We start from the raw sequence: 16,230 nt of genomic DNA, 5'->3' as shown, positions 1-16,230 counted from the left end.
AAGCACGGACTTTGACTCGTTGCTCGCGTAAATCACCTTCGGTGATGGCATTTTGGCTTGTATGTCTCGGGATTTTGACATATTCATGTCAAAACACCTCGCGGGACAGTGGCTACTGAATAGTTACTTTTGTTTTTCATATGGGGAATCAGATAACCGAATGGTCTTAGAATTGTTTCCCAGATATGTCTAAACTTAGAATAGCATATGCGCTATACGATGTCAACTCTTACTGTGCTTTTATTATATTAGCCATTGTGTAATCGTCCATCCCGTATTACAATCAATCATAGAGTATTATGAACGAAAGATAATCGCAGATTTTCACAAAATGAAGGAAATATATCAAAACAAGAAAGAAAACTTGCAAAATAATAAAGACGGAAGGAACAGGGAGATGACATTCAGAGAGCAGATCAGAAATCTTGCCGGCAGTCAGTCATACAGCAGAGGGTTGCAGATTTATAACAGAGGAAAAGTATTGCGTTTCCATATAGAAGAAGCAGAAGATGTTCATGCGGATGAAAATGTAATTATCGAAGCGGATGTGGAAGGGAGTCACAGTACACCATACCATGTGTATCTGATATGGAATACGGTCTGGGAGAATCTTGTAGAGTCGGAGTGCAGCTGTCCGGCTTTCTGGGAGTATGATGGGATATGTAAGCATTGTGTGGCGGTTCTTCTGAGATATTACTATGAGACAAAGAATCGGACGGGTCAGATGAATTTGATGCAGATACCGGGTATACAAAAGGGAATGGCAAGAAAAACAACAGGAAGTATCCAGCAGCTGCTTCAAAAAGGTGCACTGGTGAAAAGTCTTCCCATGATTCAGGGGGATATCTGTGGAAAAGTCCGTCTGGAACCGCATATGGTTGTGGAAAACACCGGGATCACCGTCAGCTTCAAGCTTGGAATCAACCGGATGTATGTACTGAAAGATGTTTTCGGTTTTGCAAGAGCGATAGAAAACCATGAGAAAGTTTTTTATGGGAAAAATCTGCAGTTTATCCATGCTGTTGAATCGTTCGTTCCACAGTCCCGACCACTGGTATCTTTTCTTGTGCAGTGGGCAGAGAAAAATGAATATCGGTATGGAGGATATCACAGCTATTATTCGGTTTATGGGAATGCCAGGGAAAAACAGATTGATTTGTCTGCCAATGATATGGAAACTTTTCTGGAGCTGATGAAGGGACAGGAGATCCTGGCATCCGTGTTTTACATGGATGAGAAGCCGTGGAAAATTGTGGAACAGATACCGGAGAGAACGCTGAAGATTCTGGGGAAAACGGATGGAATTGAAGTAAGTATCAATCGATTGTCGGGAATAAGAGGAAACAGATACAATATATTTTTTTCGGGTAATCAGATTATGATGGAACCGATGAAAAGAATGGAACCGGTAAAAGAATTCCTGGAATGCATGGCGGAGATCCCGGAACGGAAGATTTTTGTGGAAAAGACAGATGTTCCGTTGTTTTGTATGGAACTTCTTCCGGCGTTGGAACAGTGTTTTGAATGTACAAAAGAAAATTTTGATGAACAGCAGTATGGTGTGGCGATTCCGGAGTTTTCGATCTATCTGGATGCACCACAAACAGATATGATCACCTGCAGACCGCAGGTGCAATATGATAAAAAAGTATACAGTCTGTATGAGACCAGGGATGTGGCACTGCGGGATCTTGGAAAAGAAGCGGCAGTACGGGAAGTGATTCAGCGGTACGGGGAAGCATATGACGAACGACAGAAAGCTATGGTGATTACGGATGAGGATAAAATATATGATCTCCTGACAGAAGGAATTCCGGTATTTCAGCAGCTGGGGGAGGTATATATATCAGATACGCTGAAAGGAATGCAGGTGCATCCGTCACCGAAAGTTGCGGTAGGAGTATCGATTGACAGTGGTCTGATGCAGCTGAAAATGACAGCGGGAGAAATGTCAAAAGAGGAACTGATCGATATTCTGTCACGTTATAATAAAAGGAAAAAATATTATCGTCTGAAGGATGGAAGCTTCGTTCAGAAAGAAGACAGTGGTCTGGATATACTGGCAGATCTGAAGGAAACGTTGCAGCTGACAGATCAGCAGCTGATGCAGGAGAGCGTTCCGGTGGATACCTACCGGGCGTTGTATATAGATCAGCAATTACGAGACAATCCGGTGATTTCTTCGGTGAGGGATAAGAATTTTCGTTCTCTGATCCGTAACATGAAAACTGTAGAAGACAATGATTTTGAGATTCCGGCGGAACTTGAACCGGTCCTGCGCGGATATCAGAAGACAGGTTTTCTGTGGTTAAAAACGCTCAGTGCGAATGGATTTGGCGGAATCCTCGCCGATGATATGGGACTTGGAAAAACGTTGCAGGTGATCTGCTATCTGCTTTCCGAGTATCAGGAACGTGAAATACAGGAAAAAAGTAAGAAAGAGCCGGTGGAAAAAGAGCAGGATATCGAGAATGAGGGACGGCAGCGGGAAAAGAAGAGCTCAGATGACCGGCTGCGGCGGAATGCGCTGATCGTTGCCCCGGCTTCCCTGGTCTATAACTGGAACAGTGAACTGGAACGTTTTGCTCCCCGGCTTGCAGTAAGAATGATCGTAGGAACGGCTGCGCAGCGCCGCACACTTCTGGAAGCAGCAGATGAGGGAGAGATTCTGATAACTTCCTATGATCTGCTCCGCAGAGACATCGATTTCTATAAAAAGTACCGTTTCCGCTGTCAGATCATCGATGAAGCACAGTATATCAAAAACCACAGCACCCAGGCTGCAAAAGCTGTGAAAAAGATCCAGGCAGACACCCGGTTTGCCCTCACCGGAACACCGGTAGAGAACCGGCTGAGTGAACTGTGGAGCATCTTTGATTATCTGATGCCCGGATTTTTATACAGTTATTCCCGCTTCCGTGAGGAACTGGAAGTACAGATCGTCCAGCATGAGAACGAGGAAGCCAGTGAACGGCTGCGAAAAATGATCCGGCCTTTTGTGCTGCGAAGACTGAAGAAAGATGTACTGCGAGATCTTCCGGAAAAACTGGAAGAAAATATGTATACCCGTCTGGAAGGAGAGCAGCAGAAGTTATACGATGCGCATGTAAAACGGATGAAACTTCTGTTAGATAAACAGAGCGAGGAAGAATTCAATACTTCCAAAATCGTTATCTTATCCGAACTGACCAAACTGCGTCAGATCTGCTGTGACCCGGCATTGCTTTTTGAAGAATATAAAGGAGAGTCGGCAAAACTTGAGATGTGTGTGGATCTGATTCGAAACGCGGTGGAAAACGGACATAAGATCCTTGTATTTTCCCAGTTTACCACGATGTTGAGCCGGCTGGCAGACCGGCTGGAGAACGAAGAAACGGCGTACTATATGCTGACCGGTTCGACCGGAAAGGAAAAGCGGGCAAAGCTGGTGGAAGAATTTAATAAAGAAGATAACCCTACAGCTGTTTTTCTGATCTCCCTGAAAGCCGGAGGAACCGGTCTGAATCTGACGGCGGCGGATATTGTGATCCACTACGATCCGTGGTGGAATCTGGCAGTCCAGAACCAGGCGACAGACCGTGCCCACCGGATCGGGCAGAAAAACGTAGTCAATGTCTACAAACTGATCGCGAAAGATACGATTGAAGAAAATATTGTAAAGCTGCAGGAGAAAAAACATGCCCTGGCGGATCAGATACTGAGTGGCGAGGACATGGGAAGCGGCAGTTTTTCCAGAGAAGAGATTCTGGAACTGCTGGGTGGCAAGTAAGAATCTGGGGTAACTGTTCAGAAGCTACTGCGAAGATACTGAACAGTTACAGGTTGAAAGATAATTCTGGGAGAAGGTATATATTAATCCATCCTTTCACCCAGGATTATTTTTTTCAGCTCTCTTGCTCCGGAATTCAGAGGGTGCTGATGATCATGAACCAGGCATATGTGGCGAAGAGGCAGCTTTTCGGATATTGCAATCTGAAGAACCTCCTGTTTTGCCAGAGATTCCAAAGCCATAGGTTCCGGAAGAAATGCCAGTCCCAGATTGTTTTTTACAAGAGGAAGGATCTGGTCTGTAGTAGCAGCCTCAGTATCAGGTATGAGTTCCAGCTCCTGGGAAAGAAAAAGCTGATTATAGAACTGAAAAGTGGCAGTTTCTCTCCCCAGGCAGATGAAAGGATATTTCTTCAAATCTGAAAAACAAAGTTCCTTTTCGGAAAGAGAGGAAAAAGAAGGTCCACCGATAAGGATCTCCCGGAAGGACTGCAGCGGAGTAAGGTGCAGTGGCGGTTCCGCAGGAACAGGGGTTGATAAAACAGCAAAATCGATTTTTCCGCTTTTTACAGCTGCGATAGCCTGGGGTGAAGAGTAGTTATAGATTTTCAGTCGAATTCCCGGATAGGCGGTACGGAAAGCCTTCAGCTTACAAAGCAGAAAAATATTCAGCGCCGTCTCTGTGGCTCCGATAGTAACGCTCCCGTGGGTCAGAGAAGCACTGTCAGATAACTCCTCCTCAGCGATAAATAATTGAGCCATGGCAACAGAAACGTGGGTGTAGAGCTGCTCGCCTTCCGGAGTGAGCTGTATCCCTCGATTGGTGCGGATAAATAAAGTGTTGTGCAGCTGCTGTTCCAGACAGTTCATAGCCCGGGTTACATTTGGCTGCGTGCTTCCCAGTGCCCGGGCAGCCTTCGTGAAACTGCCATATTTGGCAACATAATAAAAAATTTTATAGTATTCAAAATTAACGTTCATGGGCGTACCTCTGATATATCAAAAAATAATATATGACATATCTATTATAGCTTTTACTTATTATTGTGTCCATAGTATAATTGTTCGGAATAAAAAGAGCAAGAAAAGTGAGGCAGCGAATATGAAAGAAAGTATGATTTTTCCAAGAGAAGAAAAAACGGAAATATTGTTCCAAAAGATTCTGGAAGATCCATGGGCCTGCGAAAAACTTCAGGAAACCTTCTGCAATTCGTGTTTATGTGGCGAAGAAACAGATGAGGTATTTTCGCCGGATCAATTTTCAAAAGCTTTATTTACGGATTATCGAAATCGTGATCTCTCGGCATTCCTGATGGAAATCTGCGGAATACCATGTTTGATCTTCTGTCCATCGGGTTTAACTGCTTCGACGGGACAGATTGTGTTTCCCAGTCCTTAAGTATAGCCAATACAGGAGTCAATACATCCAAACTTTATCGGATGGAGCGGTTTGTAGAAAACTTTCCGAAGATCGAGAAACAGCTAACGGGAGAGGAGATCCACAAACGTCTGGATGAAATAGAACAGATTCATGCGCTCTATTCGCCCTGGAAGCTGGGAGTGGCTGCGGCGATGGCGTGTGGCGCTTTTACGTTTCTTCTCGGCGGAGGACCGGTGGAGATGCTGTTTGCCTTTATTGCCGCAGGTATCGGTAATTTTATCCGTACCAGGATGATAAAGCATCATTATACCTTATTCTTAAATATTGCAGTTTCCGTATCAGCGGCATGTCTGATCTATGCAATCTGTCTTAATCTGGCGGAAAGCCTGCTCCATATATCGGCGGCTCATGAGGCAGGGTATATCTGCTCCATGTTATTTATCATTCCGGGATTTCCTTTTATCACCAGCGGAATCGACCTGGCGAAACTGGATTTGCGTTCCGGTCTGGAAAGACTGACCTATGCGTTGATCATCATATTGGTGGCAACCATGGGAGCCTGGATCACGGCAATGATCCTGAAATTACAGCCGGAGGATTTTATAGCAGTACACCTGGGAACGGCATCCAGGCTGATTTTTCGTCTATGTGCCAGCTTTTGCGGTGTTCTTGGATTTTCTATTATGTTTAACAGTTCTATTCCCATGGCCTCCACGGCAGCGATGATCGGAGCAGTAGCCAATACTCTGCGGTTGTCCCTGATCGATTTTACCGGGATGCCGGCGGCTGTAGCTGCATTTACCGGGGCACTGGCAGCCGGACTGCTGGCGTCGCTGATCAAAAAAAGCAACGGATATCCAAGAATTTCACTTACAGTTCCTTCAATTGTTATTATGGTGCCGGGATTGTATTTTTATCGAGGATTTTATAACCTTGGAGTCATGTCCCTAAATGAAGCGGTCTCCTGGCTGGCTGCGGCAATATTGATTGTAGTGGCACTGCCTCTGGGACTTATTTTTGCAAGGATATTTACGGACAGGACTTTTCGGTATTGTACCTGATATATATCCTGAAAAGTGATGTTTTACTCGATAGTTTGTATGAAGAAAAGTAACTATTCAGTAGGTAGTATTCCGCGAGGCGTTTTGGTATGAATATGCCAAAATCCCGAGACATGCAAGCCAAAATGCCATCACCGAAGGTGATTTTAAATGCATTTTGGCTCGTAACTGTGAAGCTGCTGAACAGTTACGAAGAAAATATTATTGTCGAAAGAAATCTTTGCAGATTTTACTTGGGGTCATAGAAAAAGAGAGTGCTTTTTGATCTGTATATTGTATAAAAATACACAATAAAATGTAAAGTGTGATATAATGGAGAAAAGTCAGTTGCTGTCCGGTATTCTCGGGAATATTGAACAGATACTAATTTGATTACTACATAAAATTATACAATGACGGAGGATTTTTACATGAAAGTAGGATTAGCAGGAACAGGATGGAGAGCACAGATGTATGTGCGTGTAATGAAAGCGCTGGGAGAAGAATTTGAAGTATCGGCAGTGTATGTGCATTCAGAGTCCAGCAGGGAGCGGGAAGAGAAAAATTTCCCGGGGAAGGTGTATACAGACTATGACGAATTTCTGGCAACAAAGCCGGACTGTGTAGTCTTTATGTTAAAATACGGTGCTGCACTTCCATTTGCCGAGAAAGCTATGGAACAGGGAATTCCGGTTCTGTGTGAGACACCGCCTGCAGCAACAGTAGAGGAATTACAGGCCTGGTATCAGGCAAAAGAAAAATACAACGGAAAAGTACAGGTGGCAGAACAGTATTGCTTCCAGCCTTATTATCAGGCACTGATCCATATGATCGACCAGGGTAAACTGGGAACGATCAGCAATCTGGATATTTCCCAGGCCCATGATTACCATGGCATGAGCGTGATGCGACGATTACTCGACACAGGTATGGAAAACTGCAGGATCACAGCCAGAACCTATGATTTTCCGGTGAATTATCACTGCGGAAGAGAGGGCCTTCATAAGGGGGAAAAAACCATCGTGGATACAAGAAAACGTGCAGAATTTGTCTTCCCGGATGGAAAGGTTGGATTCTTTGATTTTGCCGGTGAGCAGTATTTTAACTATTTCCGTACCCGTCATCTGACCCTTCAGGGAGATTGCGGAGAAGTTCATGATCAGCAGGCAGCCTGGCTTGGTCAGGACGGTTATCCGGTCCGGGGAAGCATCCAGAGAGACGAACTGGGACAGTATTCTAACCTGGAAGGCTACGGAATGAGAAGTCTGAGGCTGAACGGAGAGATTCTGTATAGAAATCCATATGCAGACAGAGATCTTCGTCTGACAGACGAGGAAATCGCTGTTGCCCAGATGATGGAAGGCATGAAAACATATGTAGAGACAGGAAAGGAAGTGTATCCGTTAGAAGAGGCACTGCAGGACACCTATCTGTTTCTGATGATGGATGAAGCGGCGAAGGAAGGAAAAGAGATCCAGACCCAGGATCAATGCTGGAAAAAACAGTAATGTATAAAATAAAAAACTTGAAATACCGTTTTTGACAGAGTATACTTTACCGCTGGAAAAATAAAACAACTGTGAGAATAAGACAGAAGGTTGTGTAGAAATGAGGGAAGGTCATTGAAACAAAATTCAGGGCGACAGATGTCAGAATCTTTTCTGACAGCAGCTTTTTTATCTATATCCGGCGGTTTGCAGGATGCCTATACCTATATATGCAGAGGCGAGGTATTTGCCAATGCACAGACAGGAAATATTGTGCTCTTAAGTCAGAGCCTTGTGGAACGAAAATGGTCCACGGTGATCCATTACCTGATCCCATTGGGATTTTTTGCCATGGGAATCGTAGTGGCAGAAGGTATCCGGCAAAAATATAAAAATGTACAGAGGATTCACTGGAGACAGTTGGTTTTACTGATGGAAATGCTTTTACTGCTTGTGGTCGGATTCCTTCCAACAGCATGCAACCTTCTGGCTAATGCCATGGTATCCTTTGCCTGTGCCATGCAGGTGCAGACCTTCCGTAAAGTCAATGGCTATGCATTTGCCAGCACCATGTGTATCGGCAATATCCGAAGCGGCATGGAATCTCTGTGTGTCTATGGAAAGACAAAGGATAAAGAAAAACTGTACAAAGCCGGTCATTATCTTGGAATCATCGGAATGTTTGCAGTAGGTGCCGCTGTCGGAGGTCATCTGATCCTCCTGCTACATGAACGAACCATATGGGTTTCCTGTGGATTGCTTTTCGTGGGATTCCTCCTGATGTTTATCAAAGAAGAACTGGAAGAACATCCCCGGATCCTGGAAGAAGAGCAGGAGATTCGCAAGAATATTCAAAATATCCGCGAGGAAGCCAAAAAAGTAGAAAACATTATTAAAGAAGACTTGAAAAAATAGAACAGATCCGTATCTGTGTTGCTGTCCTGGATGATAGTTGCGGCATAGATACGGATCTTTCAGATGTTACGGTATTGTTTGTTCCGCTGATGCCGTCTGATCAGACGAAGTGTCCGGCCTGGTATGCGGTTGGTGTGCATCCCATATGTTCCCGAAATACTTTGGTATAATAAGAAGAACTGGAAAACCCGCATAGATTACTGATTTCAGTAATAGACAGCTGCTGGTCAACCAACAGAGGAAGGCTTTTCTCAATCCGGAAGGAAAGAAGATAATCAAATAAAGATTCATTCATATGTTTTTTGAAAAAGCGACAACACTCACTCTGACAGATATTTGCAGTTGCAGCAATATCAGCCAGAGTGATTTTTTCCGCGTAATGTTCCTGAATGTACATCAGAATATTTTTCAGACGATCGGTATGCTTAGATTCACTGTTTCCGGAACTGCTTGTCTGATGGGAAAGGTGGTTCCATAGAAACATCCAGATATGGGTGAGTCGCCATTGCAATTCCATCTCATAAGTGGCGGAGGGCTGTTTGGAAAGCATCCAGATGGCAGATAGTTCATCCAGCACCTCTTTTTGCCAGGGAATGTCAGGAGAAAATGCCAGACTATGCAGTCCGGGATGCTTTGTAATAGTGTTCAGATATTTATTCTGGATCACGCTGTCTTCATATCCGTAAAGAAAGCGGGGATGAAAGGTTGTGGAAATATAGATACAATCGGAATCATGACAGGAAGAACCGGTATGCAGACGGTTGCTGTTGCAGAAAAGCCCCTCACCGGCCTGCAGGTGATAGATGGTATCGTTGACCTGATATTGCATCTCGCCCTGAAGGAGAATCGTCAGCTCAATTTCTTTATGCCAGTGCCAGAGAAAAGACTTTCTTTCATAGCGGGAAAGCTGTTCGTAGCTTACGTTGACCGGGAAAGCATAGGTTCCGTGAGACTTTAATTCCTTTTTGTTGTTGTCTAACTGTAATTGCATGAAAAAACCTCAATATATTTATAAAGTAAGCTAATATAGTTATTGTGATGCTATATGATTCTCATTATAATGATAATTAGCAGATAGTCAATATCAGTATGTGAAAATAAAAAAGGAGAAGAAACATGAAAACAGCAAATGTAGCAGAAGCAGTAAAAAGTGAACATGCAGTTGCACTGTTGAAACAGATGTACGGAGAGAACAGAGTAGAGGAAAATGCAGCAAGATACCAGCTGGTAGCGGATGGATTTGCCAAAGAATTCGGAGATAAAGCCTTTGAATTCTTCTCAGCACCGGGAAGAACAGAGATTGGTGGAAACCATACGGATCATAACCACGGAAAAGTCCTGGCAGGAAGTGTACATCTGGATTGTGTGGCAGCAGCAGCACCCAACGGAACCCACATTGTAAACCTGATCAGTGAAACATATAACCAGCATCTGGTGATCGATCTGGATGACCTGGCCCCGACAGAAAAAACAACGGGAACCGAACCGCTGTTAAAAGGTATCTTTGCAGGACTGCTGGAAAAAGGATGTAAAGTAGAAGGATTTGATGCTTATGTAACTTCCAATGTGATCGGTGGGGCAGGGGTAAGCTCTTCCGCATCTTTTGAGATGCTGGTATGTGTTATTGTGGATCACCTGTTTAACGAAGGAAAGATTGGTGTTGTTACTTATGCAAAAGCAGGACAGTATGCAGAAAATAAATACTGGCTGAAAGGCTCAGGTCTTCTGGATCAGCTGGCATGCGCTGTTGGCGGTATGATTACCATCGATTTTGCAGATATCGAAAATCCGGCCATCCGTGAGATCAAATGTGATTTTGATGAGATGGGCCATGATCTGGTTATCATCAACACCGGAAAAGGTCATGCAGATCTGAGTGCAGAGTATTCTGCAGTTCCGAATGAAATGAAAAAAGTAGCAGAATACTTCGGAAAAGAAGTTCTGGAACAGTGCAAGGAAGATGATGTGATTGAGAATGTAAAAGCTATTCGTGAATTCGCCGGTGACCGTGCGGTTCTGCGTGCATTCCACTTCTTTGAAGAAAACAAACGTGTGGATGCAGAAGTAGAAGCACTGGAAAAGAAAGATTTTGCCACCTTCTTTAACAAAATCACAGAGTCCGGTGATTCTTCCTGGAAATGGCTGCAGAACTGCTACTGCAACGAGACTCCGGATGAGCAGTCCATCACGGTTGCTCTGGCTTTGACCAAACTGTATCTGGATAAGATCGGTCGTGGCGTGTGCCGTGTTCACGGAGGAGGATTTGCCGGCGTTATTGCTGCATTTCTTCCAAAAGAAGAAACAGAAGGATTTACAAAATATATCGACAAGGCACTGGGAGAGGGTTCTGCATATGTTATGCATATCCGTCCGCAGGGAGCTGTAAAAGTAGAATTCTAAGTATCTGAAAAAGGGTCTGCAAAGAAGAAGAAAATTCGAATTTGCAGATCCTTTTTTATAAAATAGTAACTGTTCAGTACCTTCACAGTTACGAGCAAAAATGCATTTAAAATCACCTTCGGTGATGGCATTTTTGCTTGTATATCTCGGGATTTTGGCATATTTATGCCAAAACACCTCGCGGGATAATGACTACTGAATAGTTACATAAAATAAAACATTACGCATAATAAGACAACCAACACGAATAGTCAAAAAATAATAAAAAACCCTCAAAAAGCAAATACATAATTTGCTTTTGCAATTGTGAAAATATGCACAATATGAATTGTCGGACAGGAGAAATATAATTGTAAGAACACAGACAGTGAGAACCGAAAAAATGGCGAATAACGCTGTGCGGTAAAGGTGGTGATTACAATTATAAGCTATGCGCCCGTGTGGAAGACAATGAGGGAAAAGTGCATTACGCAGTACGAACTGCTTCATCGGGGAATCGATAACAGAACATTAGATACTCTGCGTAAGAATGGAAATATGACATTATATACGTTGGAGAAAATCTGTAAAGCTTTAGATTGTAATCCAGAAGAAGTAGTAGAATTTACAGAGGATGAAGATAACACTTCCGAAAGGGAATAAAAATAAATGAGTGGGAAAAAAGAATGATTTTCGGCAGTCGGAAAGTAAATGAGCTTTATCAAAGATATTGCAGACAGGTGCTGAAAATCTTACGCAGTCCGTCTTATGATCTGACAGGTGAAGAATGTCGGGAAATATGGGATGAGATCTGGAAAGAGGCGATGCGCAGAAACAGGGAACTTCGGAAGTTAAAGAATGAAGAAGAGAGGCAGAGCTGGATATTGGCTATTGTGAAAAGAAAGCTGGAAGAGAGAAAACCGAAAGACAAAAAGTCTCAGATTATGAGACAAAAGAAGAAAGAATTATGGTAGAATGTGGGTAACTGGAAAATCAGACAGTTACCTTTTTTGGTGTGACAGATATGAGTGACAGAAGTCTGAAAGAAAATCCGGTGCATAGATATTTCAGCGAAGTGAAACAATGAAGATCAGAAGACAGGAGATGGAACAATGAAAAAATGGATCGTGATGCTGGCGGTACTTGTTATGTTCTGTCTGGTGGGATGCGGGGAAAAGCCGATGACAGCAGTGTATTTTCAGGCAGACGATAACAGCTGGTATTTTGCGGATCTGGACACGGACACGATTTTCTCCGGAACGATACCGGATAAGCTTACGGATGAAAACGGAAAGAAGCTGACAGAGGAAGATATGACGGACGGAGATATTTACCTGATCTATGGAGATGGTATTATGCTGGAAAGCTTTCCGGGACAGTATCCGGGAATTACAAAGATGGTGCGGAAAGAACAGGGCAATCAGGAAAAGGCCGATCAGTATCGGCAGGAGCTATCTTCCATGATGCGTCCGGTGGCTGTCGAGTGACAAAATAAGTTACTGTTCACTTCGTGCCCGGCAACTAAAATAAAACTTTTTTACACTAAAGTGTTGACAAATGAAAGAATAGAGCATAAAATAAGGATATCAAAAGCAAAACCGATGAGAAAGAGGAGTAAGCTTTAAAAGAAATTTCAGAGAGTGGCAGGTGGTGTGATTGTCGCATGGATTTTATAGCTGAATGGACTTTCGAGGGCAGCCCGAAATAAAGATTTTAAAGAGTAGGCACTGCCGGGAACCAAACCCGTTATCAATGAGGAACGTATGTTAGTACGTGTAAAGTGGACGATTCGTCAATTTGAGTGGTACCGCGATAATAAAGAATTTTATTACCGTCTCAAGCATAATTAGCTTGAGGCGGTTTTTGTTTTATAAAAAACAAAATTCCATCTCTTTTGCTTTTGAAACACTAAAAAAGAAAAAGAAAAGGAGAAAGAAATTATGAAGAAGAAAGTACTGGCAGTAATCTTAGGAGCAGTAATGGTAGCATCTATGGCAGGTTGCGGAGGAAGCGATACCAAGACTACAGATACAGCAGCAACAGAAACAACAGACAGCACCGATGATGCAGAAAACACAGAAACAGCAGAAGCTACAGATGGAGAAAGCTATACTATCGGTATTTCCCAGTTCGCAGAGCACGGTTCTCTGGATAACTGTCGTGAGGGATTTCTGGAAGGTCTGAAAGAAGAGGGTATCGAAGAGGGCAAGAACCTGACCGTAAAAGTAAATAATGCAGATGCAGATATGGGAACCGCATCCCAGATTGCACAGAGATTCGTGACAGATAACATGGATCTGATCTGTGCAATTGCAACACCAAGTGCCCAGGCTGCCTACAACGCAGCAATGGAAAAAGGGATACCGGTTGTATACACCGCAGTTACCAATCCGGTAGAAGCAGAACTTGCAACGGATGACAAAATGCCGGTAGGTGCAGTTACAGGAACCAGCGATCAGCTTCCGGTAGAAGCACAGTTAAAGATGATCCGTGAGATCCTTCCGGATGCAAAAACCATCGGAATCCTTTACACCACCAGCGAAGCAAACTCTGTATACAGCATCAGTCAGTACGAAGAGCTGGCAGATCAGTATGGATTTACCCTGGAGACCGCAGGAATCACCAGCAGCTCCGAGATTTCTCTTGCGACCGCAGATCTGCTGACGAAAGTAGACTGCCTGACCAACCTGACAGATAACACGGTAGTCAGCTCTCTCCCGGCGATTCTGGATCAGGCAAACGAAAAAGGGATTCCGGTATTCGGAAGTGAAATCGAACAGGTGAAGATCGGATGTCTGGCGGCAGAAGGAATCGACTATGTCAGCCTTGGAAAAGACACTGGTAAGATGGCAGCGAAAATCCTGAAGGGAGAAGTAAAAGCAGAAGATATGGAATACCAGCTGCTGACAGAAAGTAACCTGTATGTAAACGAAAAAGTAGCAGAAAATCTTGGAATCACAGTTCCGGACAGCATGAACGACCGTGCAGTGGAAACATTTTCCGAGATTTCCGAGGGCTAAATAAAAGCGGAGGAAAAATGTGATGGATTTTATCATGACGATTGTGGAGCAGGGTCTGATCTACGGCATCCTGACTCTGGGTATTTATATAACATATAAGATTCTGGATTTTCCGGATCTGACTGTAGACGGAAGTTTCCCTCTGGGAGCAGCTGTGACAGCGGCACTGATTACACGTGGGGTCAATCCGTATCTGACTATACCGATAGCATTTCTGGTCGGTGTTCTGGCAGGTATCTGCACCGGTCTGATCCATGTGAAATGCAAAGTCCGTGACCTGTTATCCGGAATTATCATGATGACCGCACTGTATACTGTAAATCTGAAAATAGCGGGAACCAATAACGTTCCTCTGTTTTCTCAGGAAACTATGTTTAAAAACGGTATGCTGGAATCCCTCTTCGGAGAAACGATTCCGGGATACATGAAGATCGTTCTGATCTTACTTGTTGTTCTGATCGCAAAATTCCTGCTGGATTTTTATTTGCAGACCAAATCCGGGTATCTGCTGCGTGCAGTAGGAGATAACGATAATCTGGTAACTGCTCTGGCAAAAGACAAAGGAAATGTTAAGATTCTCGGTCTTGCCATCTCCAACGGACTGGTGGCTTTATCCGGTTGTGTATTTGCACAGGAACAGAAAGTATTCGATATTTCAACAGGTACCGGCTCTATGGTCATCGGTCTTGCCAGCGTCATCATCGGAACCAGCCTGTTTAAGAAACTGACATTTGTAAAAACGACAACAGCGGTTATCATCGGCTCGATTCTCTATAAAGGATGTGTGGCGATAGCCATCCGCTTCTTTGATCCACAGTCCATGAAACTGATCACTGCCGTACTGTTCCTGGTGATTCTTGTCATCAGTATGGAAAGAAAACAGAAAGCCAAAGGTATGGCAGAGGGTCAGAAAGGAGGAAAAAATGCTTGAACTTCAACATATTCATAAATATTATAATCCGGGTACGGTAAATGAAATGTGCCTGTTCGAGGATTTTAATCTTTCTATTAAAAAAGGGCAGTTTGTATCCGTAGTGGGGAGCAATGGTTCCGGAAAAACTTCTATGTTAAACATCGTATGCGGAAGCATCACCCCGGACAGCGGGAAGATACTCATTGAAGGGCAGGATATTACCAAAGAAAAAGAATACCGTCGTCTGCGCCGAATCGGACGGGTATATCAGAACCCGGCAATGGGCACCTGTCCGAATATGACCATTCTGGAAAATATGTCCATGGCAGATCACAAAGGAAAATTCTTTGGTCTGAGCATGGGAACAAATAAGAGCAGAATCCCGTTCTATCAGGAACAATTGCGTCAGCTGAATCTGGGGCTGGAAGATAAGCTCCATGTAAAAGTCGGTTCTTTATCCGGCGGGCAAAGACAGGCAATGTCGCTTCTGATGTCTACGATGACACCGATTGACTTTCTGATTCTGGATGAACATACAGCTGCGCTGGATCCGAAGACCGCAGAACTGATTATGGAGCTTACCGATAAAGTTGTACGGGAGAAACAATTGACCACTATTATGGTTACCCATAATCTTCGTTATGCAGTGGAATACGGTGACCGCCTGCTGATGATGCATCAGGGACATGCAGTGATGGATCTGGAAGGAGACGAAAAGAAAAATATGAACGTTGATAAGATTTTGGAGAAATTTAATGAAATCAGTATCGAATGTGGCAATTAACAAATTACGCGATGGATCAGTATCTTCACGATCACCTTCGGAGATGACATATAAACCATAACAGAAACAGACAAACAGACCGTCAGGAAGTGTGGGAAACATCCTGGTGGTCTGTTTTTTGAACTGCACACTCGAATCTGTATCCTGCGTGAATGATACAGTTATTTACGAAACGATGTACTGGTGAGTCAATCAAGTGTCAGAAATATAGTAAAAAACATGAATAAATAAATTATAAGAAAAATTAAAAAAATTATTGACAAATCCAGGCAGCGGTGGTATCCTATCAGAGTTGCGTCCGAGAGATCTCACAGAGATCACAAAGCTGTCAAAAAGAAATAAAAAAGTTCTTGACAACAGCCGGTTGGATGTGATAAGATGTCAAAGTTGCTGCAAGAGAGAAGCAAAACAACTTCAAAAAAGTTGAAAAAAGTTCTTGACAGGCAGGAAACGACATGATATAATAGCAAAGCTGTTTGAGACAAACGGCAATGCAAAACTGATCTTTGATAACTGAACAGTGAAACACATTCCTCGAAAGTT

General features: G+C 43.5%; 14 protein-coding genes and 1 other annotated feature. Of the genes, 12 read left to right on the top strand and 2 right to left on the bottom strand.

Translation table 11 applies throughout. From position 1 onward, the window contains the following. Positions 1 to 397 precede the first annotated feature (397 nt). Positions 398 to 3,769 carry a DEAD/DEAH box helicase gene (locus FYJ57_RS13705; RefSeq protein ID WP_154433097.1) on the top strand — a complete coding sequence of 1,124 codons (3,372 nt, stop codon included), beginning with the start codon at positions 398 to 400 and terminating at the stop codon, positions 3,767 to 3,769. 83 nt (positions 3,770 to 3,852) lie between these two features. Here the strand turns inward: FYJ57_RS13705 and FYJ57_RS13700 are convergent, their stop codons facing one another. Further along, positions 3,853 to 4,749, bottom strand: coding sequence for a LysR family transcriptional regulator (locus FYJ57_RS13700; RefSeq protein ID WP_154433096.1), 897 nt, complete (start codon positions 4,747 to 4,749; stop codon positions 3,853 to 3,855). Between FYJ57_RS13700 and FYJ57_RS16395 the strand changes: the two genes are divergently transcribed. The 4 genes from FYJ57_RS16395 (at position 4,748) to FYJ57_RS13685 (ending at position 8,591) form a co-directional block, all read left to right on the top strand. After that, positions 4,748 to 5,167: a DUF4866 family protein gene (locus FYJ57_RS16395; RefSeq protein ID WP_328597493.1), complete on the top strand. Its 420-nt coding sequence runs from the start codon at positions 4,748 to 4,750 to the stop codon at positions 5,165 to 5,167. The two genes, FYJ57_RS13700 and FYJ57_RS16395, sit on opposite strands and share 2 nt — an antisense overlap. Next, on the top strand, positions 5,101 to 6,210 hold the full coding sequence (locus FYJ57_RS13695) for a threonine/serine exporter family protein (protein ID WP_154433095.1): 1,110 nt from the start codon (positions 5,101 to 5,103) through the stop codon (positions 6,208 to 6,210). Before FYJ57_RS16395 ends, FYJ57_RS13695 begins: the two co-directional genes overlap by 67 nt. A gap of 410 nt (positions 6,211 to 6,620) precedes the next feature. Next, the gene (locus FYJ57_RS13690) at positions 6,621 to 7,697 is read left to right on the top strand and encodes a Gfo/Idh/MocA family protein (protein WP_205839999.1); all 1,077 of its coding nucleotides are present in this window, start codon (positions 6,621 to 6,623) and stop codon (positions 7,695 to 7,697) included. A 138-nt stretch (positions 7,698 to 7,835) separates the two neighbouring features. Then, positions 7,836 to 8,591 (top strand): YoaK family protein, encoded by a 756-nt coding sequence (locus FYJ57_RS13685; RefSeq protein ID WP_154433098.1) that lies wholly within the window; start codon positions 7,836 to 7,838, stop codon positions 8,589 to 8,591. Positions 8,592 to 8,691: 100 nt separating this feature from the next. On the opposite strand, the gene FYJ57_RS13680 is transcribed toward FYJ57_RS13685, so the two are convergent. Further along, positions 8,692 to 9,582 (bottom strand): helix-turn-helix transcriptional regulator, encoded by an 891-nt coding sequence (locus tag FYJ57_RS13680; protein ID WP_106493521.1) that lies wholly within the window; start codon positions 9,580 to 9,582, stop codon positions 8,692 to 8,694. Positions 9,583 to 9,707: 125 nt separating this feature from the next. Between FYJ57_RS13680 and FYJ57_RS13675 the strand changes: the two genes are divergently transcribed. From FYJ57_RS13675 to FYJ57_RS13645, 7 genes are all read left to right on the top strand, one after another. Then, positions 9,708 to 10,991, top strand: coding sequence for a galactokinase (locus FYJ57_RS13675; RefSeq protein ID WP_154433093.1), 1,284 nt, complete (start codon positions 9,708 to 9,710; stop codon positions 10,989 to 10,991). Positions 10,992 to 11,441: 450 nt separating this feature from the next. Continuing rightward, positions 11,442 to 11,633, top strand: a complete 192-nt coding sequence (locus FYJ57_RS13670) for a helix-turn-helix domain-containing protein (RefSeq protein WP_154433092.1) — start codon at positions 11,442 to 11,444, stop codon at positions 11,631 to 11,633. Positions 11,634 to 11,656: 23 nt separating this feature from the next. After that, positions 11,657 to 11,944 (top strand): hypothetical protein, encoded by a 288-nt coding sequence (locus FYJ57_RS13665; RefSeq protein ID WP_154433091.1) that lies wholly within the window; start codon positions 11,657 to 11,659, stop codon positions 11,942 to 11,944. 138 nt (positions 11,945 to 12,082) lie between these two features. Continuing rightward, positions 12,083 to 12,457 (top strand): hypothetical protein, encoded by a 375-nt coding sequence (locus tag FYJ57_RS13660; RefSeq protein ID WP_154433090.1) that lies wholly within the window; start codon positions 12,083 to 12,085, stop codon positions 12,455 to 12,457. Positions 12,458 to 12,562: 105 nt separating this feature from the next. Next, positions 12,563 to 12,812 (top strand) — a binding site (T-box leader). Positions 12,813 to 12,910: 98 nt separating this feature from the next. Next, positions 12,911 to 13,990 (top strand): ABC transporter substrate-binding protein, encoded by a 1,080-nt coding sequence (locus tag FYJ57_RS13655; RefSeq protein WP_154433089.1) that lies wholly within the window; start codon positions 12,911 to 12,913, stop codon positions 13,988 to 13,990. 22 nt (positions 13,991 to 14,012) lie between these two features. Next, a complete protein-coding gene (locus FYJ57_RS13650; protein WP_154433088.1) occupies positions 14,013 to 14,921 on the top strand; it encodes an ABC transporter permease in 909 nt (302 codons plus the stop codon). Continuing rightward, the gene (locus FYJ57_RS13645) at positions 14,914 to 15,687 is read left to right on the top strand and encodes an ABC transporter ATP-binding protein (protein WP_154433087.1); all 774 of its coding nucleotides are present in this window, start codon (positions 14,914 to 14,916) and stop codon (positions 15,685 to 15,687) included. Before FYJ57_RS13650 ends, FYJ57_RS13645 begins: the two co-directional genes overlap by 8 nt. Positions 15,688 to 16,230 lie beyond the last annotated feature (543 nt).

The organism is Oliverpabstia intestinalis (assembly GCF_009696065.1).
Classification (GTDB): domain Bacteria; phylum Bacillota; class Clostridia; order Lachnospirales; family Lachnospiraceae; genus Oliverpabstia; species Oliverpabstia intestinalis.
The sequence above is the reverse complement of the archived record's forward strand: the minus strand, read 5'-3'. Positions and strand labels throughout refer to the sequence as shown.